Source organism: Exiguobacterium sp. PHA03, assembly GCF_041945985.1.
In the GTDB taxonomy this organism is placed as follows: Bacteria; Bacillota; Bacilli; order Exiguobacteriales; family Exiguobacteriaceae; genus Exiguobacterium_A.
In genome coordinates this window covers 1,867,499-1,889,674 of record NZ_JAUTYQ010000001.1, presented here as the reverse complement: position 1 = coordinate 1,889,674, position 22,176 = coordinate 1,867,499, and the positions used below count along the sequence as shown (strand labels likewise).

23 protein-coding genes are annotated in these 22,176 nt (G+C 46.1%); 12 read left to right on the top strand and 11 right to left on the bottom strand.

Translation table 11 applies throughout. The annotated features are described in order from the left end of the window. Positions 1–18: 18 nt before the first annotated feature. The 3 genes from Q7C19_RS09895 to Q7C19_RS09885 all read right to left on the bottom strand — a co-directional run bounded on the left by Q7C19_RS09895 (position 19) and on the right by Q7C19_RS09885 (position 2,122). On the bottom strand, positions 19–747 hold the full coding sequence (locus Q7C19_RS09895) for an MBL fold metallo-hydrolase (protein WP_214852343.1): 729 nt from the start codon (positions 745–747) through the stop codon (positions 19–21). A 126-nt stretch (positions 748–873) separates the two neighbouring features. Beyond that, positions 874–1,680, bottom strand: coding sequence for an SMP-30/gluconolactonase/LRE family protein (locus tag Q7C19_RS09890; RefSeq protein WP_035410297.1), 807 nt, complete (start codon positions 1,678–1,680; stop codon positions 874–876). A gap of 178 nt (positions 1,681–1,858) precedes the next feature. Further along, positions 1,859–2,122, bottom strand: a complete 264-nt coding sequence (locus tag Q7C19_RS09885; RefSeq protein ID WP_035410294.1) for a metal-sensitive transcriptional regulator — start codon at positions 2,120–2,122, stop codon at positions 1,859–1,861. Positions 2,123–2,348: 226 nt separating this feature from the next. Here Q7C19_RS09885 and Q7C19_RS09880 point away from each other — a divergent pair, with 226 nt between their 5' ends. The 3 genes from Q7C19_RS09880 (at position 2,349) to Q7C19_RS09870 (ending at position 5,853) form a co-directional block, all read left to right on the top strand. Then, entirely contained in the window at positions 2,349–2,912 is a 564-nt protein-coding gene (locus Q7C19_RS09880) for an RNA polymerase sigma factor (RefSeq protein WP_375092028.1), read from the top strand. Further along, on the top strand, positions 2,893–3,630 hold the full coding sequence (locus Q7C19_RS09875) for an anti-sigma factor (protein WP_375092027.1): 738 nt from the start codon (positions 2,893–2,895) through the stop codon (positions 3,628–3,630). Before Q7C19_RS09880 ends, Q7C19_RS09875 begins: the two co-directional genes overlap by 20 nt. A 180-nt stretch (positions 3,631–3,810) precedes the next feature. Continuing rightward, on the top strand, positions 3,811–5,853 hold the full coding sequence (locus Q7C19_RS09870) for a bifunctional diguanylate cyclase/phosphodiesterase (RefSeq protein WP_375092026.1): 2,043 nt from the start codon (positions 3,811–3,813) through the stop codon (positions 5,851–5,853). Between the two features lie 233 nt (positions 5,854–6,086). Here Q7C19_RS09870 and Q7C19_RS09865 read toward each other — a convergent pair whose 3' ends face one another. Genes Q7C19_RS09865 through Q7C19_RS09855 form a run of 3 tightly spaced genes read right to left on the bottom strand, consistent with a single transcriptional unit; the run spans position 6,087 to position 8,119 of the window. Further along, a complete protein-coding gene (locus tag Q7C19_RS09865; RefSeq protein WP_035410282.1) occupies positions 6,087–6,434 on the bottom strand; it encodes an iron-sulfur cluster biosynthesis family protein in 348 nt (115 codons plus the stop codon). 51 nt (positions 6,435–6,485) lie between these two features. Then, positions 6,486–7,214 (bottom strand): tryptophan-rich sensory protein, encoded by a 729-nt coding sequence (locus Q7C19_RS09860; RefSeq protein WP_214852355.1) that lies wholly within the window; start codon positions 7,212–7,214, stop codon positions 6,486–6,488. Between the two features lie 59 nt (positions 7,215–7,273). Further along, positions 7,274–8,119 carry a DegV family protein gene (locus tag Q7C19_RS09855; RefSeq protein WP_035410276.1) on the bottom strand — a complete coding sequence of 282 codons (846 nt, stop codon included), beginning with the start codon at positions 8,117–8,119 and terminating at the stop codon, positions 7,274–7,276. A gap of 187 nt (positions 8,120–8,306) precedes the next feature. Here Q7C19_RS09855 and Q7C19_RS09850 point away from each other — a divergent pair, with 187 nt between their 5' ends. The 6 genes from Q7C19_RS09850 (at position 8,307) to Q7C19_RS09825 (ending at position 13,316) form a co-directional block, all read left to right on the top strand. Further along, on the top strand, positions 8,307–8,852 hold the full coding sequence (locus Q7C19_RS09850; RefSeq protein WP_081780412.1) for a helix-turn-helix domain-containing protein: 546 nt from the start codon (positions 8,307–8,309) through the stop codon (positions 8,850–8,852). Between the two features lie 13 nt (positions 8,853–8,865). Further along, the gene (locus Q7C19_RS09845; RefSeq protein ID WP_035410273.1) at positions 8,866–9,960 is read left to right on the top strand and encodes an ABC transporter ATP-binding protein; all 1,095 of its coding nucleotides are present in this window, start codon (positions 8,866–8,868) and stop codon (positions 9,958–9,960) included. Next, the gene (locus Q7C19_RS09840; RefSeq protein ID WP_081780411.1) at positions 9,960–10,766 is read left to right on the top strand and encodes an ABC transporter permease; all 807 of its coding nucleotides are present in this window, start codon (positions 9,960–9,962) and stop codon (positions 10,764–10,766) included. The genes Q7C19_RS09845 and Q7C19_RS09840 overlap by 1 nt, the downstream gene beginning before the upstream one ends. Beyond that, positions 10,766–11,566, top strand: coding sequence for an ABC transporter permease (locus tag Q7C19_RS09835; RefSeq protein ID WP_035410268.1), 801 nt, complete (start codon positions 10,766–10,768; stop codon positions 11,564–11,566). Before Q7C19_RS09840 ends, Q7C19_RS09835 begins: the two co-directional genes overlap by 1 nt. 3 nt (positions 11,567–11,569) lie before the next feature. Next, positions 11,570–12,640: an ABC transporter substrate-binding protein gene (locus Q7C19_RS09830; RefSeq protein WP_035410265.1), complete on the top strand. Its 1,071-nt coding sequence runs from the start codon at positions 11,570–11,572 to the stop codon at positions 12,638–12,640. A gap of 163 nt (positions 12,641–12,803) precedes the next feature. Further along, on the top strand, positions 12,804–13,316 hold the full coding sequence (locus Q7C19_RS09825; protein WP_035410262.1) for a hypothetical protein: 513 nt from the start codon (positions 12,804–12,806) through the stop codon (positions 13,314–13,316). Positions 13,317–13,347: 31 nt separating this feature from the next. On the opposite strand, the gene Q7C19_RS09820 is transcribed toward Q7C19_RS09825, so the two are convergent. Continuing rightward, entirely contained in the window at positions 13,348–13,956 is a 609-nt protein-coding gene (locus tag Q7C19_RS09820) for a YktB family protein (RefSeq protein WP_035410258.1), read from the bottom strand. A 134-nt stretch (positions 13,957–14,090) separates the two neighbouring features. On the opposite strand from Q7C19_RS09820, the gene Q7C19_RS09815 reads away from it, so the two are divergent. Further along, entirely contained in the window at positions 14,091–15,788 is a 1,698-nt protein-coding gene (locus Q7C19_RS09815) for a GGDEF domain-containing protein (RefSeq protein ID WP_035410254.1), read from the top strand. 97 nt (positions 15,789–15,885) lie between these two features. On the opposite strand, the gene Q7C19_RS09810 is transcribed toward Q7C19_RS09815, so the two are convergent. The 4 genes from Q7C19_RS09810 to Q7C19_RS09795 form a co-directional block, all read right to left on the bottom strand. Continuing rightward, the gene (locus Q7C19_RS09810) at positions 15,886–16,536 is read right to left on the bottom strand and encodes a homing endonuclease associated repeat-containing protein (protein WP_035410251.1); all 651 of its coding nucleotides are present in this window, start codon (positions 16,534–16,536) and stop codon (positions 15,886–15,888) included. Between the two features lie 269 nt (positions 16,537–16,805). Further along, positions 16,806–18,455, bottom strand: coding sequence for a peptide ABC transporter substrate-binding protein (locus Q7C19_RS09805; RefSeq protein ID WP_056063166.1), 1,650 nt, complete (start codon positions 18,453–18,455; stop codon positions 16,806–16,808). Between the two features lie 330 nt (positions 18,456–18,785). Beyond that, positions 18,786–19,235: a thioredoxin-dependent thiol peroxidase gene (gene bcp / locus Q7C19_RS09800; RefSeq protein ID WP_375092025.1), complete on the bottom strand. Its 450-nt coding sequence runs from the start codon at positions 19,233–19,235 to the stop codon at positions 18,786–18,788. Between the two features lie 13 nt (positions 19,236–19,248). Then, positions 19,249–20,088 carry a hypothetical protein gene (locus tag Q7C19_RS09795; protein WP_056063160.1) on the bottom strand — a complete coding sequence of 280 codons (840 nt, stop codon included), beginning with the start codon at positions 20,086–20,088 and terminating at the stop codon, positions 19,249–19,251. A gap of 121 nt (positions 20,089–20,209) precedes the next feature. Between Q7C19_RS09795 and Q7C19_RS09790 the strand changes: the two genes are divergently transcribed. Continuing rightward, on the top strand, positions 20,210–20,497 hold the full coding sequence (locus tag Q7C19_RS09790; RefSeq protein WP_035410238.1) for a HesB/YadR/YfhF family protein: 288 nt from the start codon (positions 20,210–20,212) through the stop codon (positions 20,495–20,497). A 130-nt stretch (positions 20,498–20,627) separates the two neighbouring features. Beyond that, positions 20,628–22,172: an L-glutamate gamma-semialdehyde dehydrogenase gene (pruA, locus tag Q7C19_RS09785; RefSeq protein WP_029342578.1), complete on the top strand. Its 1,545-nt coding sequence runs from the start codon at positions 20,628–20,630 to the stop codon at positions 22,170–22,172. Positions 22,173–22,176 lie beyond the last annotated feature (4 nt).

Below are 22,176 nucleotides of genomic sequence, written 5' to 3'. Positions count from 1 at the left end.
CGGATGTTTTTTCGTGTGTTATTTGAAAGGTGACGATTTTTTCGTCTGTAAGACGTGCGTGAATCGATCGACGGCTTGGCGCATCTCGTAACTTGGTCCAAGGATGAGGGGACCATGTCCGACGGCAAGAATATCTGGAGACAGTTCCGTTAATTGATCGGCGGAGCGAAGAGCAACGTCCGGATCCCATGTCGCAAGTGCTGGGAACGGAAATTGCCAACGGACGTCACCGGAGACAGCGAGTCCCCCTTGTGTCTGAAAGGCATCTCCGGCGATCAGCATCCGACTACCTTCATGCCAAAGAGAAATCGAACCAGGTGTATGACCTGGCGAGGCGATGACGCTGAGGCTACCGACTTGTTGACCACTTTCGAGCAATCGATCTGGACGTGTTTTGATGTTTTTCGGAATACCGCCTTTTAAAGGAGTCGTTTCGCCTTCGCGTAGCGTCTCGTCCCCACTGAGCAATGCGGCATCACGGTAACTGATGCATACTTGAGCGAGAGGAAAGGCATTCGCAAGGAAATCGAGCGAGCCGACATGATCGGCATGTGCGTGTGTCAGGATAATCGCGCCGAGCGGTTTTTCTTGCTTTCGAATATAGTGATAAAGCGCCTTTGCGTTGATTCCGAGTCCGGCGTCAATCAATGTCAAACTGTCTGCTTCTTCAAACAGGTAGCAATTGACCGGGAAAAAGGATGGGGTCGTCTGCAATTGGTGTAAACGTTCGATGATCGTGACACGCATCGGCTTCACTCCTTCAAAAAGTAAATAGACTTCTTCTTTAGTATCGTCTGTTTTTGAATAGGCGTCTAGACGGATTATGTGTAAAAAGAGGCACCATCTATTACTAGATGATCCCTCCCATGCTAATTATTCAAATGTCACAGCGAAGACAGCACCGGCATGTGGTGCATCATCTCCGTTGGCAGCTGTCGTGACGAGTAAGCGATCTTCGTAAAAAATCGGACATGTCGGATTCGAGACAGGGAAGTCGACATGATCCAGTTTTTCGCCCGTCGTAAGATTCCAACGTGTGATACATGATCCGGCGTAATGTGCGATCCAAGCATGACCTTCAGCATCCTTCGTCATACCATCCGGGAATCCTTCTTCCTCTTCGAGATCAACGGCGACGCGTTTATTCGAAAGTGGGGCATCGGGAGCGTAGTCGAAGGCATAGACTTTTTTCGTTGGTGTATCGATATGATAGAGCGTCTTGCCATCTTCTGACCAGACGAGTCCATTAGAGTTCGTTAAGTCTTCGTGTAAAACCTCGATGGAACCGTCATGACGCAGACGGAACAGCCCAGCTGTTTTACCGTCTTCTTCATTGATGCTACCAGCGACATATTGTCCGGTCGGATCGAGCTTGCCATCGTTCATCCGATCAGAATCCGGTAATGACAATTGATGTTCGAGAGACAGATGTCCTTCCTTGAGATCGAACGTGCCAAAGCCATGTGCTGATGTGACACGCAATAAGTCCGGAGCGTCCGTCAAGGCAATCGATGTAATAGCGCTTGGCAACGTATATGGTTTAAGTGCTTCTGTAACAAGATCATATGAAAAGAGCAGTTGATTCGGAATATCGACGAAATAAAAGCGTTTTGTTTTTGCGTCGTAAACAGGAGATTCACCTGTCTTACACGTGATATCAATGAATAGGGAAACGGTCATGAGTACTCTTCCTCCTAAGCGGACGGCTCTACATGCTGTCCAAGTAATAACAATTTAGTATACCTGTTTTGATACGCAATCAAACCTAAGTCAAGGTGTATACTCGCAACGACTTTGGGAAAAGAAACGTTAAAAAAATAGCCTGCTTCCAAAGCAGACTATCGGTATGAACGTGACGTCAGCGGCTTTTCACCAGTAGGTTGACCGCTTCCTTCACGAGTTCTTCTGTTTGTCCATCGCCGTTTTGTTCTGCTTCCTTGACACACTCGATCAAATTCGAGCTAACGACGACGCCGATCGTCCGGTCAATCGCAGAACGGGCAGCGGAGAGCTGGGTGATGACATCGCGGCAATCTTGCCCTTCTTCCATCATCCGTAAAATACCTCGTAGCTGTCCTTCAATCCGACTAACACGGTTTTTCATCTTCCGATCATAATCCATTTTTATTCCTCCGATTCCCGTTGACCTGACGTCATGTAGTATCTTTATGCTATGCCCATTACGGTATCGCTGTCAATTCAGCAGAATTTTAAGCTATACTTTTAATAGAATGAGGGAATATGGATGTGGTGAAGTTTTTTACTTAGAAAATGGGTGAAATCGAAAACGATTTGGTGTCAGCTTGCGTATACTATATGATAGGGCTGACGTCAGAAGGAGGAGAAGGATGCACACTCAATCCGATGAATCGCTTTATCATCTGATGCGTAGCGGTGACGAGCAAGCTCTCGAGACATTATACGATAAGTACGAGAGGTTATTGTTTTCATTCGCCCATCGCTTTACGAATAATGACCGGTTGTCCGAAGAAGTTATACAGGAAGTATGGATGAAGATTTGGAATGGTCGTGTTGATTTTGATACACAAAAAGGAAAGTTTTCATCGTGGATTTTAACGATTACACGTAACGCGGCACTCGATTGTCTCCGTCGTGAAAAACGACAACCGACGATCGAAGTCGAAGAGCGGGATGGTGGATACGACGAGCCGGTCGAGCGGACGGTCATGCAGCGGGAAACGGCTGCTGAAGTACGCGGCGCGGTCAGTGAATTGAAGCCAGAACAGCAAGAGCTGATCAAACTCGTTTACTTCCAGGGGATGACGCAACAACAGATTTCAGAGCAGCTCGATTTACCTCTTGGAACGGTCAAGACGCGAATCAGGAGCGCGATTCAAGCATTACGAAAACGAATGGATGGGAGGGAACGAGATGGAAGAACGTTGTCATGAATTAATCGATTATTTTAATGGAACATTATCCGCAGCTGATCGCGACGCGTTCGAAGCGCATCTTGCGACGTGCGAAGAATGTCGTGAAGCGCTTTTAGAAATGGAAGAACTCATGCTTCCCATCGCTGAATCGCTTCCGGAGCGACCCGTTCCTGCAGGTATGAAAGCACGAATTCTTGGAGAAGTCCTTGGTTCAGCAGAGGCAGCGTCTCCAAAGGAAGCACCGATGACTACTCCGGTAGACATTAAACAAGCACGTCAGCAACAAACGAAGAAGAAGAGTGTGCCACTCGGTTGGTTGATGAGTATCGCCGCCGCCTTGATTCTCTCGCTTGGTGCGAATGCCTACTTCCTGTCACAGGAAGAGAGCACAGATACACCAGAGACGTTAGCCATGGATGAGATCAAAGGGATGGGGAACTTTGAAAGTACCGAGTCCATTAAAGGATCGAGCATGATTTTTACGCAAAATGATAAATCGTATATGCTCGTTCAACTGAAAGATTTACCACCGCTTCAAAAAGGTCAGCTCTATCAATTGTGGACGCTCGAAGGAGAGACGCCTACTGCGAACGGTGTCATCGAAAAAGATGGAGAGGCAGCAGCTGTCTTCCCGCTTAAAGGAGACGGAAAAGTTGATGCCGTCGCCATCACGGTCGAACCCGAACCGGATTTAGAAAAACCGACGGGTGAAATCGTCGCATCGGTAGCACTCTAAAAATGATGTTTAACGGATCCGTCTCGAGCGGATCCGTTTTTGTGTAAGATGTCGAGTGGATTAGGTAAAAAAGTGATGGAATGATAAGAAATCAAACGAATTTCTAAATTTCACTGAAAAAAAGAGTCAGAGCAGACGATAGTTAGGAGAATGACATTTCATAAGGAGAGACCTCATACAATGAATGAATGGATCATCTTAACGAAACACTACGAAGTGACATTGGTCGTGTTATCGGTGCTCGTTGCCATCCTCGGCTCATATGGTTCACTGGAGTTAAATCGTCGTCTAGCGAAAGCGACTTCCTTAAAGAAGCGTGCCTTGTTCCTCTCGTCGTTGACGATGGGGTTATCGATCTGGGGAATGCATTTCGTCGGGATGGGGGCATTCGCTCTGTCCGTCACGGTTCGCTATGATTGGTTTTTAATGTTCTTATCCGTCATTCCCGCTATTTTGGCTGCTTTCATTGCCTTTCATTTGTTGTACTCGTCGACGATTACGCGAAAGAAGGTCATTTTAGCAGGATCCCTGATGGGGAGCGGAATCGCTACGATGCATTACCTTGGCATGATGGCGATGGAGTTCGGTGGAGCCGTTCGGTATGAGAAGAGTTTATTTTTTTTATCCGTCCTGATTGCAGTCACTGTCGCCTATATCGCCTTGCTACTGCTTCATCGATTGAGACATGTCGCTAAGAAACGGATCTTGATTCCCATCGCAGTCGTGATGGGGTTTGCCATCTCTTCGATGCATTATGTCGGAATGCTCGGCACATCGTTCTGTATTCCATCCTCAGATGCCGGACTTATCGGTGATGCTCCAATCACGTCGAACATCTTGAATGAAGTCGCGATACCGGTCTTCTTGATTCTCGTGTTGATTGCAGGTCTCTACATTCACCTCGAACGTCGTGCACTTCAGATGATGGCGTATACCGATCATCTGACGGGATTACACAACCGACGATGGCTCGATCATCACATGACGAAAGTCGATGCCCAGTATGGTCGTGCTAAGCAGGAGATGGCGATGGCGTTACTTGATCTTGATGGATACAAATGGGTCAATGACACATTCGGATTCGATAAGGGAGATGCGGTCATCCGCCAATTCGCAGAACGGATGTTACAGACGTTGAAGGAAGATGAAGCGTGTATTCGTTATAACGGGACGCAGTTCTTCCTCATCAAACGTGTCTCACAAGAAGACATGACAGATGTCTTCGAACAAATTTTAGACGATGTACGTCTTCCGATTGATCTCGAAGATCAACCGGTTCATTTGACAGCAACGATGGGCGTCATCCTCCCGAATGCGAAGGAATCACTTGAGATGCGAATCGGTCAGATGGAAAGTGCGCTTCGGGCTGGCAAAAATGAGGGGCGTGATCGCTTCATCGTGTATGATGACTCACTACACTCGGATCGTAGAGAGCAATTGATTGTCGGATCCTTACGCCGGGCGATGACGGATTTCAAGGAGTTCGCCCTCGTCTATCAACCGAAGATCGCCCTTGCGACGGGAAAAGTTGATCAAGCGGAAGTCTTGATCCGCTGGAATCATCCGAAGTTTGGTTTCATCTCACCGGCGGAGTTCATCCCGCTTGCAGAAAAATACAGTTTGATTCACCGTTTAACTGAGTGGGTACTCAAAGAGACCGTCGCCCAGATGGAGATTTGGAAGAAGGAAGATTATTTCATTCGCCAAGTCTCGGTGAACTTATCGGCGATGCATTTCCGGTCCGAGTCACACAACTTAATGATTAAGGAAATCGTCCACCATTCATTGAAGAATGGGAGCGAACTACAGCTACAGCTTGAAATCACGGAAACATCCGTCATGGAGAACCTCGATCGGGCAATGATGATGCTCGGTGAACTGAAACAACTCAGTCTGACGATCGCACTTGATGATTTCGGAACGGGTCTATCATCATTGACACACCTGAAACATCTCCCGATTGATATCCTGAAGATCGATAAATCGTTCATCGATGAAGTCCCGCATGACGAACGCGGAACGGCAATCACGGAAATGATCATCCAGCTTGCGAAGAGTCTCGGGATCGAAGTCGTCGCGGAAGGCGTCGAGACACTCGAACAGCATCTTTTCCTGAAACGTCTCGGTTGTGATTATGGACAAGGTTATTATTACAGTAAGCCGATGCATGTGAAGGATCTGAATCAGCGGACGATTGAAGAGACCGTTCTAAATGTCGGATAAAGCAATCCAAACACGACTTTCGTTCGTATACTAGATAAGCATGCGAGGATGATGCATGCGGCGTCTGGGGGGACGCAAAGCGCTGGATTTTCTCACCAGCTTGTGCACGACGCAGACAGACATCTAGTACATTCAATCATACTCAGACCATCCAAGCTTTTAACGTAGCACCTGTCTGTTCGAACACAAACAAAGGCAACTTCCATCGCGGAAGTTGCCTTTTTCGTCTGTGCTTATGAACGAACCGTGAGGACACAGCCTGTCTGATCCGTAACGAGCACGTTCGTATTGAAGTATTGTCCATCGCTTTTAAGGATCAACGCTTTTTTCTCCGCGTTGTAATCGAGCGTCATGTCTTGATCGAGGAAATGACTCGACCATCGTTTGACAAGAACGGGTCCGACATTCGAGTCGATCGTCATGTCTTCCGGTGTCGCTTCATCGACGAGACGAATACTGAAAATACCAGAGTTTCCGCAACCGCAACCTTCTGTATCGTAGTAGAGGTGTAGTTGACCGGATACTTCACCGCGTAATTGATTGATTCGTTCCTGAGCAGATGGTGTAAATGTGATGTTCATGGTCATTCACTCCTTTTCTCTAGTATACGCCGTTCGAATGAGAAAGGAACGTCACTTGCTCACGCTGACTCGACGGCGCATCCGTACAAGAAGGAAGATATACCCGGCTAACAATAAGACGACGCTACCGAGAACCGCCGTATCGACGAGACCGTTATCCGACTCGAAATTGATTGCGATGTACGCCCAGACGAAGACGAGCGGATAAATCGGATCGCGGTTTGCGAACATGAAGAGAAGGGCGACGATGACACCGACGACCAGCATAATCATCGTCCAACCGGCATCTCCAATTCCAAGCCACGACGTCACGCCCTCTGCGTTGATCGTTAGGAAGATGTCGGCGATCGTTGCGACCGATACCCAGCCGAGATAAAGCGAGAAAGGTAGCTTGAAGCGTAAGCCTTTCGTCTCGCGGTCGATTTTCGAGTAGATGACGATCAATGACAGCAAGAGACCAACGATGACGACGACAGATACGACGAACAATTCGAAGGTGAATGAGACAATCCAGCCAGCATTGAATAAACAGCTGATCAGGAACCATGGTCCGATTTTTTTCGCCAGTTCATGTTCCTTGAATTTTGGGATCGTTTGGAGAATCAACCAAATGAGTAAAATCGTATAGATCAATCCCCAAATCGAGAACGCATAACCAGCCGGTTTGAATAACGTAAAGATGGAGTCAGAAATCCGTCCTGTCTTTCCACCATCGAGGGCGTTCACAGCAATCGTAAAGATAAAGCCGACCCAGTTAAGCCAAATCCATTTATTTTTCAAACAAAAAACCTCCTTTATTCTCTAAAGAAGGTTTACCCAAAAATCATTTTCATTAGTCATCATGGTCGACGTGTCGGGTTCAAAAAGGACATGCCGATGGCGGGGTTTCCGGTATGTGAACCGAGAACCGGTGTTAAATCATCGATTCGGACCCGGACGTCGAACTGTGCTTCGAGTCGATTTTTCCAATCGAGCGCCAGTTCATACGCTGTCGCGTGGAACAACGAGATGTCCGTCACTTGACCGCGCTCGAGAATCAAAACAAGGTGATCAAAAATCTTCGAATGGGCTTTCTTGAACGTCCGAACGGTTTGGTATGGAACGATCTTTCCTTCTTCGAAGTGGAACAACGGACGCAGTTGCAACAAGTTACCGACGAATGCCTTCGTCGAGGAGATCCGTCCACCGGCTTGCAATTGATCGAGGTTCGCGACAGTGAATTCGATATGGTGGTCGAAACGACGCTCCAGAATGAACTGTTCGACGGATTCAATCGAATGTCCCGCTTCGATGAGCTCGATTGCCTCTGCTAAGAGCTGACCAGCCGGATAAATCCCACAACGAGAATCAATCGCGATCAAGCGGAAGCCGGCAATTTCTGCGCCTTGGACGGACGCGTTATACGTTCCGCTCAGTTCACTCGACAGGTGGATAGCAAAACCGATGTCGTAATCTTCTTTTAGTCGTTCGTAGTGTTCGGTAAAACTACCGATGGAAGGTTGACTCGTCGTCACTTTATGTTTTGCATCAATCCAGCTATAGACGGTTTCCGCATTTACATCGACCCCATCGATGAAACTTTCGCCATCCTTCATGACGAGTAAAGGGACAACTGAGAGATCGTCGCGCTTTGCGATCGTATCCGGTAAAATCGTCGTACTATCAGTGATCCAAGCAATCCGCATTACAAGTTCCTCCTCAAATTAGTACCTGATAATAATTGTAGGTGTAAGCGTTCTCGCTGTCAAATGAACATTAAAAAATATCAAACGTTTTAGTTGATTAAATAATGAAATACGCTATAATCGGTACGTGATTAGTAAACTTTTAGTCGTCTTATACTAAACTAAGCCGATGAGAGGAGGACGTCGATTGTACTCAATCGGACAAAAAATCAAAAACCTCCGTCTTCAAAAGGGATTGACGCAAGAGGAACTCGGGGAAAGAACAGACCTGAGTAAAGGGTACATCTCGCAACTCGAACGGGAAATCAGTTCCCCATCGATCGAGACACTGTTTCATCTCCTTGAAGTCCTTGGCATCTCACCGAAGGATTTCTTTGATGAGGACGCACTTAATCAAAAAGTCGTCTATGGAGAAGAAGATGTCACAACATATGCGGACGAAGAACAAGGGTATCATGTCACATGGCTCATCCCAGAATCGAATGAAAAAGAGATGGAACCGGTCCTGCTGACACTTGCGCCAGGGGGAGCCTTCAAGACGTATGAACCTTCGGGGGCGGAGACATTTGTCTATGTGCTCGCGGGGAACGTCACGTTGACGCTCGGACGTCAGTCTTTTTTAGCGAAGCAAGGGGAGACACTTTACTATAAGGCTTCAGAAATTCATCAATTACGCAATGAGTCAATGCAAGAGACAAAGGTTCTCGTGACCGCAACCGACTCATACCTATAAAGGAGGAACTAGATTGGCAGATACTACGATCATTCAATTCAAGGACGTCACGAAACGTTATGACGATCAGACCGTTCTTGATCAAGTCAGCTTTGAAATCGAACGCGGAAAGTTCTATACGTTACTCGGACCATCGGGTTGCGGGAAAACGACGATCTTACGACTCATCGCCGGTTTTTCGGAAGCGACAGAGGGAGACATTATCTTCGACGGGAAACGGATCAATGATGTGCCGGCGAACAAGCGTCAAGTTAATACCGTTTTCCAAGATTACGCATTGTTCCCACACTTAAATGTCTTCGAAAACATTGCTTTTGGTCTTCGGATCAAGAAGGTGAAGGAAGCGGAAATCGCACAACGTGTGACCGATGCATTGAAGTTCGTCAACTTGTCCGGTTATGAGAAACGAGAAATCACCGAGATGTCGGGTGGACAACGGCAGCGTGTCGCGATTGCCCGGGCAATCGTCAATGAACCGGAAGTCATCTTGCTCGATGAGCCGCTCTCAGCACTCGACTTGAAATTGCGGACAGAGATGCAATATGAGCTCCGTGACTTACAACGTCGTCTTGGGATCACGTTCATCTTCGTCACACATGACCAAGAAGAGGCACTCGCGATGTCAGATGAAATCTTCGTTCTCAATCACGGTGTCATTCAACAATCGGGAACGCCGACAGATATTTATGATGAACCGATCAACCGCTTCGTCGCGGACTTCATCGGCGAGTCGAATATCATTCCTGGACGTATGATCGAAGATTATCGAGTTTGGTTCGCAGAAAAAGAATTCGAATGTGTTGACCGCGGTCTTGAGCTGAACGAACCGGTCGAAATCGTCATTCGTCCCGAGGATCTTGAAATTACGAACGTGACACAAGGAAAACTAAAGGTTACGGTCGACTCACAGTTGTTCCGTGGGGTGCACTATGAAATCGCCTGTATGGATGAAGTAGGAAACGAATGGCTCGTCCACAGTACGAAAAAAGCGACGGTTGGTGAACAAATCGGTCTAACGTTTGATCCGGAAGCGATCCACGTCATGCGATTGAACGAGACGGAAGAAGAATTTGATAAGCGTCTGGAATCCTACGACGGGGTGTTATGATGCAGAAATCACGTAACTGGTATCTCATCCCGTATCTATTCTGGATCGCCTTATTCGTCATCGCACCAATTGTGCTCGTCGTCTATTATTCGTTCCTTGATCTTGATGGCAATTTCTCATTTGAGAACTACCGGAACTTCTTCACATCGACGTATCTAACGATGACGCTTAGTTCGTTCTGGTATGCTTTTTTGATCACCTTGTTTTCACTCTTGATTGGTTATCCGACGGCTTATTTGCTGACGAAGACGAAACATAAACAACTTTGGCTGTTGCTCGTCATCTTGCCGACGTGGATCAACTTATTGTTGAAAACCTACGCCTTCATTGGATTGTTCAGTACGTATGGTCTCGCAAATCAAACGCTTGAAGCGATCGGAATCGGACGGAAGCAAATCTTGTTTACCGATTTCAGTTTTGTCTTCGTCTCAGTTTACATTTTCATTCCGTTCATGATCCTACCGATCTTTAACGCGATAGAAAAACTGAGCCCATCGCTCGTCTTCGCGGCACGTGATCTCGGAGCTTCAAATTTCACGACATTCCGTCGTGTCGTCTTTCCGTTGACACTTGACGGTGTGAAATCAGGCTGTCAGCTTGTCTTCATTCCGGCATTGTCACTGTTCATGATCACGCGTTTGATTGCCGGGAACCGCGTCATTACGCTCGGTACGGCGATTGAACAGCAATTCCTCGTGACACAGAACTGGGGCATGGGCGCTACGATTGCCGTCTTCCTCATCATCGCGATGGCAATCATCCTTGCCTTGACAAGTACGAAACGGAAGAAAGGAGCGACGACTTGATGAAACGTCTGAAACTAGCAAATCTTTATTTGATCGGTGTCTTCATCATTTTGTATGCTCCGATTTTCTATCTCGCGTTCTATTCGTTCAACAGCGCTGATAACATGACGAACTTCGATTCGTTCACGTGGGATTGGTACAAGGAAGTCTTCCAAGATTCACGCTTGTTGATCATCGTCTTGAACACACTCGTCATCGCGTTGTTGTCAGCTGCAATCTCGACGATTCTCGGAGTATTCGGAGCGATCGGGATCCAGGCGGTCCGCAAGAAACGTGTCGAGACGTCGTTGTTGACGCTCAACAGTATCTTGATCGTCAGCCCCGATGTCATCATCGGAGCATCGTTTTTGATCTTCTTTACGATGCTTGGAATCCAGCTTGGCTTTACGTCAGTCTTACTCTCTCATATCGCATTTTCGGTACCGATCGTCGTCATTCTCGTCTTGCCGAAATTACAGGAGATGAGTCCAACGCTCGTCGATGCGGCGCGTGACTTAGGCGCGAGTCGCTGGGATGTCTTAACGAAGGTCGTCCTGCCGTACATCACACCCGGTATCTTTGCTGGATTCTTTACAGCATTGACGTATTCACTTGACGATTTTGCGGTGACATTCTTCGTGACAGGAAACGGCTTTACGACGTTATCTGTCGAAATCTACTCACTTGCCCGCCAAGGGATTTCGATGAAGATCAATGCGTTGTCGACCGTCATCTTCTTGTTTACATTCCTGCTCGTCATCGGCTACTACTTCTTGAACCAACGAGCTGCTACGAAGCTTTCGCGACCGGAGGTGAAATGACCGTTGAAAAAATTGATTCAATTATTCGTCGCGATTTTCTTGATCTCGGGTGTCATCCTATTCACCTTGAATCAGTTAAACGAGACACAAGGGTACTCAGGTAAGAATGTCTTGAACATTTATAACTGGGGCGATTATATCGATCCGGCACTGATCAAACAGTTTGAAAAAGAGAGCGGCATCAAGGTCGTCTATCAGACATTCGACTCGAATGAAGCGATGTTGACGAAAATCGAACAGGGAGGAACGACGTATGATATCGCCGTCCCATCCGACTATGCGATCGCAAAGATGATCGATGAGAAGCTCGTCCTGCCGATTGATCATCAAAAAATCCCGAATCTCAAAAATATCGATTCACGTTTCTTGGATCTATCCTTTGATCCGAAAAATAAATATTCGATTCCGTATTTCTGGGGAACGGTCGGTATCGTCTACAACAAAGACTTGATCGGAAAAAAACCGACGAGCTGGAAGGATCTATGGGATCCGAAGCTGAAGAACCAGATTCTACTTGCCGATGGTGCGCGTGAAGTGATAGGTATGAGTTTGAACAGTCTCGGTTATTCCTTGAATGAGACGAATGAGTCGAAGCTACAGGAAGCAAAAGCGAACCTGATGCGTTTGACGCCAAATGTCAAAGCGATCGTCGGGGACGAAATCAAGTTATTGCTTGCGAACGAAGAAGCAGGACTTGGTGTCGTCTGGTCTGGAGATGCGAACGAGATCATGAGTGAAAACGACAAACTTGACTATGTCATTCCAAAAGAAGGCTCGAACGTCTGGTTCGATAATATCGTCATTCCAAAGACAGCTAAAAACGTCAAGGGAGCACATCAGTTCATCAACTTCATGTTACGCCCAGATATTTCAGCGAAAAATGCGGACTACGTCGGTTATTCGACACCGAACAAAGAAGGCTTAAAGTTACTCGACAAATCGGTTCGGACAGATAAACGATTCTATCCTGATAAACAAGTCACTGATACGCTTGAAGTCTATGAGAACCTCGGGAAGAAGATGCTCGCGCATTACAATGAGTTGTTCTTAGAGTTTAAGATGCATAAGAAATGAGGAAAAACCTAGTGCTAGGGGGCACTAGGTTCTTTTTTTATTTCTCTTCATAAAAATAAATATAAGTTCCCAAAAAAAAACTGTAAAAACTGAATAATTTTTTGAAATAGGGGAATCAGTTTATTATCAACGCCTTTTTACAGGCACCGGGGAGGACATCATCATGAAACAAGTACTAGGAATCATCTTAACTGCCGCTCTCACTGTCAGCATCGTGTCAGGCACTTCATATAAACAGCAACCGGTCGAGGCATCAAAACAATCAGACGTCAAATGGCTTCAAGAAATTCAAACACAAGCGAAACAAGCGCGCTCACTCGATGGAAAAGTCGTACTTGAAAAAACGACACTTGCACAAGTACATAAAGCGTACAAAGGGGAAAAGAACTCCAATTGGTGTCAAAGTGGAAATGGTCTTGCTTCAGCAGATCGCTCCCTTCATTACTGTTCAACGTATGGCGTGAAGGACACAAAAGCTAAAGTTAGCGCCATCGTCTATGATCCAAAGCAAATCAAACGGACGGTGACGGTCAAAGAAGCTAAAAAAGCATATCCGACAGCGAAACTCGATAAAACATTCAACGTCATGACTGTTTCCTCGAAACAGGTCAACATTTATCTAAATTTAAATTCCGACCGTACACAAGTCATGTCAATTCTAGTAAAATATAACTAACGAAAAAGGATGACCGATTCGGCCATCCTTTTTATTTAATCGTTTTATAGAGTGGTACGAGATGCGAATAGGTATTTCGAATCATTTCGAGTAATTCTTCGCGTGACAGTTGATGAACTTGTTCTGCCGGAATATGGCGACCGACAAGGAACTCTGCTTTTTTGACGTCGTGGAAACGTTGTAAACCTTTTTGAAGATCCGTCGCGTGAACAGGAACCGCGTCTTTTTTCATATGGTCATAAGAAACGACGAAATCATCCGGAAGAGTCGTCAGCAGTTCCGTATGCTGTAACAGTTTTGATGCATATTGTTGTTTGTTCGGTAACTCATAAATATAAGCGAGCCAAATGAACAAGTGATCATCAAATAGACCGATTTGAAAGTGCGGATGTTTTTTATATCCACGTTTATCGGGTGAGAATGCCATCCATGTATCTTTCGGAGGATTGACCTTCCGCCGAGCATGTTGCGCGATGTGGACATGGACATCTTCTGCTGTTGCGACCGTCAAGTCAGGTGCGACTTCTTGACCGATGTCGCGGAAGACAGGCTGAATCCGTTCACGAATCGCCTTCATCCGGGGTTCTAATCCATCAATCTGAAATGTATCAAATGCATGTTGCGTGAATGTGTTTGTCATGAAAAATATCACCTCACATTAATTGTATCAAAGGATACTATCGAAGTTCGACATTTTGCTTGAAAAGTAGAATAATGGACATGTCGATTTCCAGTAATATACAACTACATACTTAAGAGGAAGGGGAATGTTTTGTGCGTCGTTTTCAACAATATCTCCTCCGAAGCTGGGTCGTTTTTTTCGTAATCGTCATTGGCATCGATCTTTTTGCGAAGTCAAAGGATTATAATCTCAGCATCGATTTGTTTACGTTCTTATTGATTGCCGTCTTGTCGACGATTTTCGTCATCGATCCTGTCCGCCGTCGTCATATGAGTTTTACTTTTCATTTTGGATTTGTTCTCTTTACGTTCTTATCATACGGTTTGTTATCAGCGATTTTCGTCGGTCAACTGACGATGCTCATCTATCAGTTGCGGACGATCCATACGCCGATTGGACGTCGTCGGATGTTGCACAACTATCCGTTCAATGTCGCGCTCGAGTTGTTTCTGATCGTGCCAGCAGGTCTTGCTTATAATGCCCTTGGTGGAACACACGGAGATGCATTCCTGTTGACAGAAAACATCGTTCCGTTACTAGCGATGGTCGCGATCCTTTGGATCGTACTCTTGTTACAATACCAGTTATCTCGATTTCTTCTCGGAGAAAACATTCCGAGTGACGTCATGTTCCAGCTCTTACGCTTTGAAGCAGTCGTCATCACGGCAGAACTGTTATATGGGATCTTCAGTACACTCGTCGTCCAAGGGAATGGGAATAGTGGACTCGTCATGGCAGCATTTGCATTGTTCATCATCAAACGAGCACTCGGGAGTTCGGTCGAAGCGTCTGATCGTATCGAACATTGGGAGCAGATCGAGCGATTGAAAGAAGCAGCTTGGAAGGACGGCGATGCACAGTTCATCATCGAGCGATATCTGCGACAGCTCAATCAATTCGTCAAACCGGATATCGCTTGGATTAAGTTTGATTTTGAAGAAGGCAAGCAGACTGTCTACTATTCGTTGAAGGATGGACGAAAGTTAAAAGCAGATCATGTCGAAGGACGAATCATTGAAGATATCATCGAAAAAGAAGAAGTCCTTCTTTACGGCATGCAACAGGAATGGGATATTCGTCTGTACGATTGTCTGCCAGAAGAAACACAATCTGTCCTCTTCATCCAACCGGAGGCGACGGAGACGATTAACTGCTCCTTATTCCTTGCGTCCCATGCGAGTGGAGAGTTCACGAAGGATTTCGGATACGAGTTATACCGCGCTTTACGTGTTCTATCATGGGCCGTTGAACGAGCGCACGAGCGAGAGCGGTTATTGACGGATAGTCGAACAGATGCGATGACAAAATTGCCAAACTATCGTGCGCTACAAGAGTGGGGCGATCGTCGTATTAAACAACGCGATCTGTATCCGTTCTCTGCATTGATGATTGATTTGGATCACTTTAAACAAATCAATGATACGTATGGTCATGAAGTCGGAGATGTCGTTTTATTTGAAGTCGCGAAGTTATTGATGCAAGCAACACGAATCACGGATCTCGTTGCGCGTTACGGGGGAGAGGAATTCGTCATCTTGCTACCAAATACGGATCTTGATTCCGCACAAATCGTTGCAGAACGGATTCGTGAGACGTTACATGCGCATCCTATTTTAGTTGAAGGTCACACCCTTCAGATCACAGCAAGTATCGGGATCGATACGTTAAAGGAACTTGGGGATCTCGCGAGTCTGATTCGAAATGCGGACCGGGCGATGTACGTCGGTGCCAAGTTCCAAGGACGCGATCGTGTCGCATCGTATCAGGAGTGGAAAGAGAAGGTCATTTAAAGAAGCGAATAGAAGGTGGCGGATGCGTCACCTTCTTTTTTGATGTAAAAAATCCTTCCAGTTCAAATGAACGAGAAGGATTGAAGAAGGTATAAGTTCATTGGGCTTGTTGTTTACTAAGGCGAATCTCGTTTTCGATCGCATGGATCGCGGCTGACCAAGACCCATAGCGATGAAGTAAGGCTTTCGTCGATGGTTTGTTGTTTCGCTTTGCCCATTCTCGATATGCTTCAAAGGAGAGGGAGAAGCCAACTTCTTCGATTGCTTGACGCAGGGAAGCAGCAAGTTCAGCTTTTGAATAGGTGACACTTGCTTCAAGTCCTGCTGCGGTACAGGCGTCATGCCATGAACCGAACATCTTGACGATATGATAGTGACTCGGGGCATGATGGACGGATTTACGCCACATTTGATACTTTTTGAGCGTGATCGTCGAGCCGACGTCTTGTGCATACCGTTCGAATGACTTTAAGATCTCGTCTTTCGTGTATTTAGGTGCACGCTCGAGTTCCTCCGGCTGTTGATCGACATTCCACTCGTATCCAGCAGCAGATAAGGCTTCTGGCCATGAACCGAATTGACGAATGATGTTTTCTGGCTGAGGCCAGTCATTCACGAGAGCATAACGGCGATAGACAGTGCGGCGTGGACGATCCTGGATGAGTTCACCGACCGCGCGGATGGCTTCAATCATCTCAAGTTGCTCTTCTGTATAACTCTGTTGACTCGTAAGTACACGTTGCTTCATGAGTGAGTCCTCCTTCCTAGTTCGATGTAATATTGAGGCAAAAGTCCTCTGTATTAGATATATCGGTACATTTCCATTAATTATGAATAATTCCCGCAAAATATTGTAAATAAAGTGAATCGGATTCTTTGCTTAGTATAAATGGAAGTCATGGAAATGAAAACAGAATGACACGAAATTTTAATTCTATTCAGAAAAATAGGACAAACGGCTCATATGGAAAAAAAGACCAGACACGCTCGTCAGCGAATCTGGTCTTCGGATATAACTTATTTTCCTTCAATGGAAGCCCATTTGTACGAAGTATCCGCACCAACTTTGTGGTTGACGACTCCTTTGACATATGGTTTACGTAGGAAGGATGCTCCACGTTGGTACATGACTGAGATGGCTTGATCATCCTCAAGGAGTGTTTTCTCAGCATCTTTCAGTGACTGCCAACGTTTTGCTGCATCGACTTCTTTTTGAGCCGATTTGATGAGTGAATCATACTTATCGCTTGTGTACTTACCACGGTTGTATGGTCCACCTGTTACCCACATATCGAGGAACGTCATCGGATCCTGATAGTCAGGTCCCCATCCTGCGAATGACAGTTCGAACTCACCTTTTGATTCAAGATCCAATTTGTTCTTGAACGGTTGTTGTTTGATCGTGACTTCAAGACCTGGAAGGTTTTTCTCCCACTCGCCTTTGAGGTACTCAGAGATTTTCTTCGAGTTGTCATCATCGTACGAAAGAAGCTCGAGTTTCACCGATTTCTTACCGACTTCTTTGAGACCTTTTTCGAACGATGCTTTGGCTGAAGAAGCGTCGTATGATCCGAAGCCTTCGTTGCCGTCACGGAAGTCTTTACCGTCTGGACCTTTTGCGAAGTCTTTTGGTACATAGTAGTACGCAGGGATCGAACCGTTGTTCAAGAGGACTTTCGCCATCTGCGCTTTATCGTATCCCGAATCGATCGCTTTACGGATATCCTTGTTTTTCAAGAGTTCATTCTTGAAGTTCATTTGGATGTAGTACATTGACGCATCAAGACGCGTATCGAACTCTTTGCTATCTTTGTACTGATCAACGAACTCACTCGTCAGACCGACTTGGTCGACATCACCTTTTTCGTAAAGGTTGACGCTCGTTGAGACTTCCTTAACGATCTTGAAGTTGATGTCATCGAGCTTGACGTTGTCTTTATCCCAGTACTGGTCGTTCTTCTTAAAGCTCCAGCCGACTTCCGTCTTCCAATCCGAGAGGGTGAATGGTCCGTTGTAGAGGAATGTATCCGGCTTCGTCGCAAAGTTTTTCCCTTGTTTTTCGACGAATTCTTGCTTGAGCGGCATGAATGAACCAAAACCAGTCAATGATTTGAAGTATTCAGCCGGTTGCGTCAACTTGACTTCGAGTGTTTTGTCGTCGACCGCTTTAACTGCAACGTCATCTGCTTTCCCTTTACCCGTGTTGTACGCTTCCGCACCGTCGATGATATACATGATATACGCATATTGCGAACCGCTCTTCGGATCGAGGACGCGTTTCCACGCATATTCGAAGTCTTTTGCTGTGACATCGCTGCCATCCGACCATTTTGAATCACGAAGTTTGAACGTGTATGTAAGTCCATCTTCCGAAACATCTACACTCTCAGCAACACCTGGTGTTGCTTCTTGTTTGTCGTCAAGACGGAACAGACCTTCTTGAACGTTGTTCAATACCGTGAAGGATACAGAGTCCGTTGCGACTGTCGGGCTAAGAGCCGGAATGTCTGAACCGCTCGTTAAGTTCAAGACTTGTTTGTCTGAAGTTTTGTCGCCTGACGTCGAGCCGCCTTCTTTTTTACCTTCATCTGTCGTCGAACATGCCGCAAGACTTGATCCAGCGATTGTCAGTGCTCCGACGAGTGCGAGTGCCTTTTTCTTCTTCATAAAGTAAATCCCTCCCAAAAGAAATAGATATATATGGTGAAACGAAAAGAACCGATAGGATAGCGATCCGGTGTCCGACTAAAAATAAGAGGGGTCATCGCCTTTTATTCTTAAGCTATGGAAAGCACCGGATCAACTTGTTATCAATAATAAATACAATATTCAGAAAAATCAATAGGATATTTTCAGATTATTTCAAAATCATTAAATTTGTGTGTGATACCAACGTTTCCTTACATGAAATTATTTTTATGTAAGGATAAAATTAGGAATATTAATAATCTGCACATACAAAAAGAACCAGTTGAATGATTCAACTGGTTCTTCGAATTATTTCCGTTCTTGTACGTATTGAAGTGCTTCTGCGACGTGATCTTTTACTTTCACACTACGCCATTCCTTGACGATTTCACCGGATTCATCGATTAAGAAAGTCGAGCGTACGATTCCATAATATTCCTTACCGTAGTTCTTCTTTAATTGCCAGACGCCATATTGTTCACAGACTTTGTGATCGACATCTGATAACAATTGAAACGGTAATTCGTATTTCGCGATAAAGTTCTGATGACGCTTCTGGCTATCAGCGGAGACGCCGAGAATGACGGTGTTGTTCTCTTCAAAAGCTTGCGTCGCATCTCGGAAATCACATGCCTCGGTCGTACAACCCGGCGTTGAATCCTTTGGATAGAAATAAAGTACGACTTTTTTTCCGCGATAATCTTCAAGGGAGATTGGTTCTCCTTGTGCATTTGGAAGGGTGAATGTTGGTGCTTGCATAAAAAACTCCTCCTTATCCTAATTCCATGTTTAATTGATCCGCATATTTTTCAAGCTTCTTTTGAAGGCTTTCTTTTAACGGATCGAGTGCGATCAAGTACTTCTCATAATCCGTACCGGCTTTCGCTGTCTTCATGAGGAGAGGCTGTTCTTCCTCATACCAATCCGCATAGTCTTGATAGTAATCAACAAGCGTCTCAGGGTTTCCTTCATTCTTCAGCGCCTCACCGTAAATCATCAGAATGTTACTGTTCATCTCAAGCGCCATATAATCCGTTTGCGCATTGACGCGAGAGAAGACGGCATCCTGTTCTTTTTCATCCGTTTTCCCGATTTCGTCTGCTGCTTTCGCATTGACACCATACTCATCGGCGTTAAACCCAGTGAACAGATCACCAAGCGTCGAGAAGACGGCCGGGTCGAACGTCGTCGGTGTCAGAACGATCTTCCACTCATCGTCTTTCTTCAATAACAGCTTCGATCCGCGGTTCGGGAGAATTGCTCCCTTCGCATCCTTGAATTCATGGATGATATAAGCGACGTCGCCCTTTTGGAACGACTTGACGATTTTACCAGGAATGACGTTCAAGTTCTTCGCACCAACGGCGAGGGGTTCAAGTTGTTTTGCATCACCTGTATATTCAATCGATGCGAGGTCTTTCGCATCTGCTCGTCCCGATTGACCGAGCGTTTTTTCATAGGTTTGATAGATATCGAGAACGGCTTGTTCAGCCTTCTGTTGTTTCGTTTCCGTCGTCTTCGGGGATTTGGTATTTGTAGAAGACGGGGAATCGTTTCCGCAACCGACGAGTACGAGACTGGTCGCAAGCAGCACTACGAGCGATCGTTTCATTCGAATTCCTCCTAGATGGGTGTTCCTTGATGATTTCATAGCTAATCTTGTCTCTACCATACAGGAAATTCGCTTTTTTGAGTAGGATATCGGTACACTAAACGAAAGGGGAGTGATAGGTATGAAAATTCATATTACAGACGAGGCATTGCAATACTTTAAAAATGAGATGGAAGCACAATCGGGCGATACGATTCGCTTTTTCGCAAAATATGGTGGATCAACGGATTTAACGCAAGGTTTCTCCGTCGGCGTTCATATGGAAGAAGTCGAACGGGCAGCGGTCGAGGAAGTCGTCGACGGTATTCATTTCGTCGTATCTGACCAAGATGACTGGTTATTCCAAGGACAAGACGTCAAAGTCTCGATCGAAAACGAAGAGATTGTTTTTTCACAAGCGAAGGAATGATAGAGGAACGAGGAGAGACCGAATCGGTCGCTCCTTTATTTTTTTGACTAGAATAATTGTAAGCGGACTCATGCTTCTGTACAATGGAGAATGTAAGCGATTTAAAGTAGAGATTAAAGGGGGAATAGAGATGATTCCGTACAAACACGAACCATTCACGGACTTCTCACAAGAAGCAAACAAGAAAGCGTTCGAAGAGGCACTTGCACTCGTCACGCAAGAACTCGGCAAAGATTATCCGCTCGTCATCGGTGGAAAACATGTGACGACGGAAGATAAAATCGTCTCCGTCAATCCGGCCAACAAAGAAGAGATCGTCGGACGTGTCTCAAAAGCGACACAGGAACATGCAGAAGAAGCGATGCAAGCAGCAGTCACAGCCTTCGAAACATGGAAATTCGTCAATCCGTCTGTACGTGCGGACGTCCTATTCAAAGCAGCGAACATCATCCGTAAGCGGAAGCATGAGTTCTCTGCCTACCTCGTCAAAGAAGCAGGGAAGCCTTGGAATGAAGCGGATGCGGATACAGCAGAAGCAATCGACTTCCTCGAATACTACGCACGCCAGATGCTCGTCTTAAAAGACGGTAAGAAAGTCGAGAGTCGTCCAGGCGAATACAACCGTTACGATTACATTCCACTCGGTGTCGGTGTCATCATCTCACCATGGAACTTCCCACTCGCGATCATGGCTGGAACAGCCGTCGCAGCAATCGTGGCAGGGAACCCGATCCTCTTGAAACCAGCATCGACGACACCGGTCGTCGCAGCGAAATTCGTTGAAGTGATGGAGCAAGCTGGTCTTCCGGCAGGCGTCTTGAACTTCGTACCCGGTTCAGGAGCAGAAGTCGGCGACTACCTCGTCGATCACCCAAAAACACGTTTCATCAGCTTCACGGGATCACGTGATGTCGGTCTTCGCATCAATGAGCGGGCATCAAAACTGAACGAAGGTCAAATCTGGCTCAAACGTGTCATCGCGGAAATGGGCGGAAAAGATACGATGGTCATCGATGAGTCGGCTGACCTCGATTACGCAGCGGACATGATCACGAAAGCGGCATTCGGATTCTCAGGTCAAAAATGTTCAGCTTGTTCACGTGTCGTCGCACTCGACTCTGTCTATGACGAGTTGCTCGAAAAAGTCGTCGCGAACACAAACAAACTCAGCATCGGTAACCCGACGGATGTCTCAAACAATGTCGGACCAGTCATCGATGCAGCAGCCTTCAAGAAAATCACGTCGTACTTCGACGTCGCAAAAGAAGAAGGACGCATCGTCGCAGGTGGTACGGCTGACGATTCAACAGGATTCTTCGTCTCACCGACAGTCGTCGCGGACGTTCAACCAACGGATCGTTTGATGCAAGAAGAAATCTTCGGACCAGTCGTCGCCTTCACGAAAGCGAAAGATTTCAAAGAAGCAATCGATATCGCAAACAACACGGAATACGGATTGACAGGTGCTGTCATCACGCAAGACCGGACGAATCAAGAGTACGCACGTGCGAACTTCCACGTCGGTAACCTCTACTTCAACCGGGGTTGCACAGGCGCAATCGTTGGCTACCAACCATTTGGTGGGTTCAACATGTCAGGTACGGATTCGAAAGCGGGCGGACCGGATTACTTGACTTTACATCTTCAAGCAAAAACTACTTCAGAAATGTTCTGAAATG

Coding starts and splice junctions, on each gene's coding strand:
- Q7C19_RS09895 (WP_214852343.1), bottom strand. CDS start 747: ATGCGTGTCACGATCATCGAACGTTTACACCAATTGCAGACGACCCCA.
- Q7C19_RS09890 (WP_035410297.1), bottom strand. CDS start 1,680: ATGACCGTTTCCCTATTCATTGATATCACGTGTAAGACAGGTGAATCT.
- Q7C19_RS09885 (WP_035410294.1), bottom strand. CDS start 2,122: ATGGATTATGATCGGAAGATGAAAAACCGTGTTAGTCGGATTGAAGGA.
- Q7C19_RS09880 (WP_375092028.1), top strand. CDS start 2,349: ATGCACACTCAATCCGATGAATCGCTTTATCATCTGATGCGTAGCGGT.
- Q7C19_RS09875 (WP_375092027.1), top strand. CDS start 2,893: ATGGAAGAACGTTGTCATGAATTAATCGATTATTTTAATGGAACATTA.
- Q7C19_RS09870 (WP_375092026.1), top strand. CDS start 3,811: ATGAATGAATGGATCATCTTAACGAAACACTACGAAGTGACATTGGTC.
- Q7C19_RS09865 (WP_035410282.1), bottom strand. CDS start 6,434: ATGAACATCACATTTACACCATCTGCTCAGGAACGAATCAATCAATTA.
- Q7C19_RS09855 (WP_035410276.1), bottom strand. CDS start 8,119: ATGCGGATTGCTTGGATCACTGATAGTACGACGATTTTACCGGATACG.
- Q7C19_RS09840 (WP_081780411.1), top strand. CDS start 9,960: ATGCAGAAATCACGTAACTGGTATCTCATCCCGTATCTATTCTGGATC.
- Q7C19_RS09835 (WP_035410268.1), top strand. CDS start 10,766: ATGAAACGTCTGAAACTAGCAAATCTTTATTTGATCGGTGTCTTCATC.
- Q7C19_RS09825 (WP_035410262.1), top strand. CDS start 12,804: ATGAAACAAGTACTAGGAATCATCTTAACTGCCGCTCTCACTGTCAGC.
- Q7C19_RS09820 (WP_035410258.1), bottom strand. CDS start 13,956: ATGACAAACACATTCACGCAACATGCATTTGATACATTTCAGATTGAT.
- Q7C19_RS09810 (WP_035410251.1), bottom strand. CDS start 16,536: ATGAAGCAACGTGTACTTACGAGTCAACAGAGTTATACAGAAGAGCAA.
- Q7C19_RS09805 (WP_056063166.1), bottom strand. CDS start 18,455: ATGAAGAAGAAAAAGGCACTCGCACTCGTCGGAGCACTGACAATCGCT.
- bcp (WP_375092025.1), bottom strand. CDS start 19,235: ATGCAAGCACCAACATTCACCCTTCCAAATGCACAAGGAGAACCAATC.
- Q7C19_RS09795 (WP_056063160.1), bottom strand. CDS start 20,088: ATGAAACGATCGCTCGTAGTGCTGCTTGCGACCAGTCTCGTACTCGTC.
- Q7C19_RS09790 (WP_035410238.1), top strand. CDS start 20,210: ATGAAAATTCATATTACAGACGAGGCATTGCAATACTTTAAAAATGAG.
- pruA (WP_029342578.1), top strand. CDS start 20,628: ATGATTCCGTACAAACACGAACCATTCACGGACTTCTCACAAGAAGCA.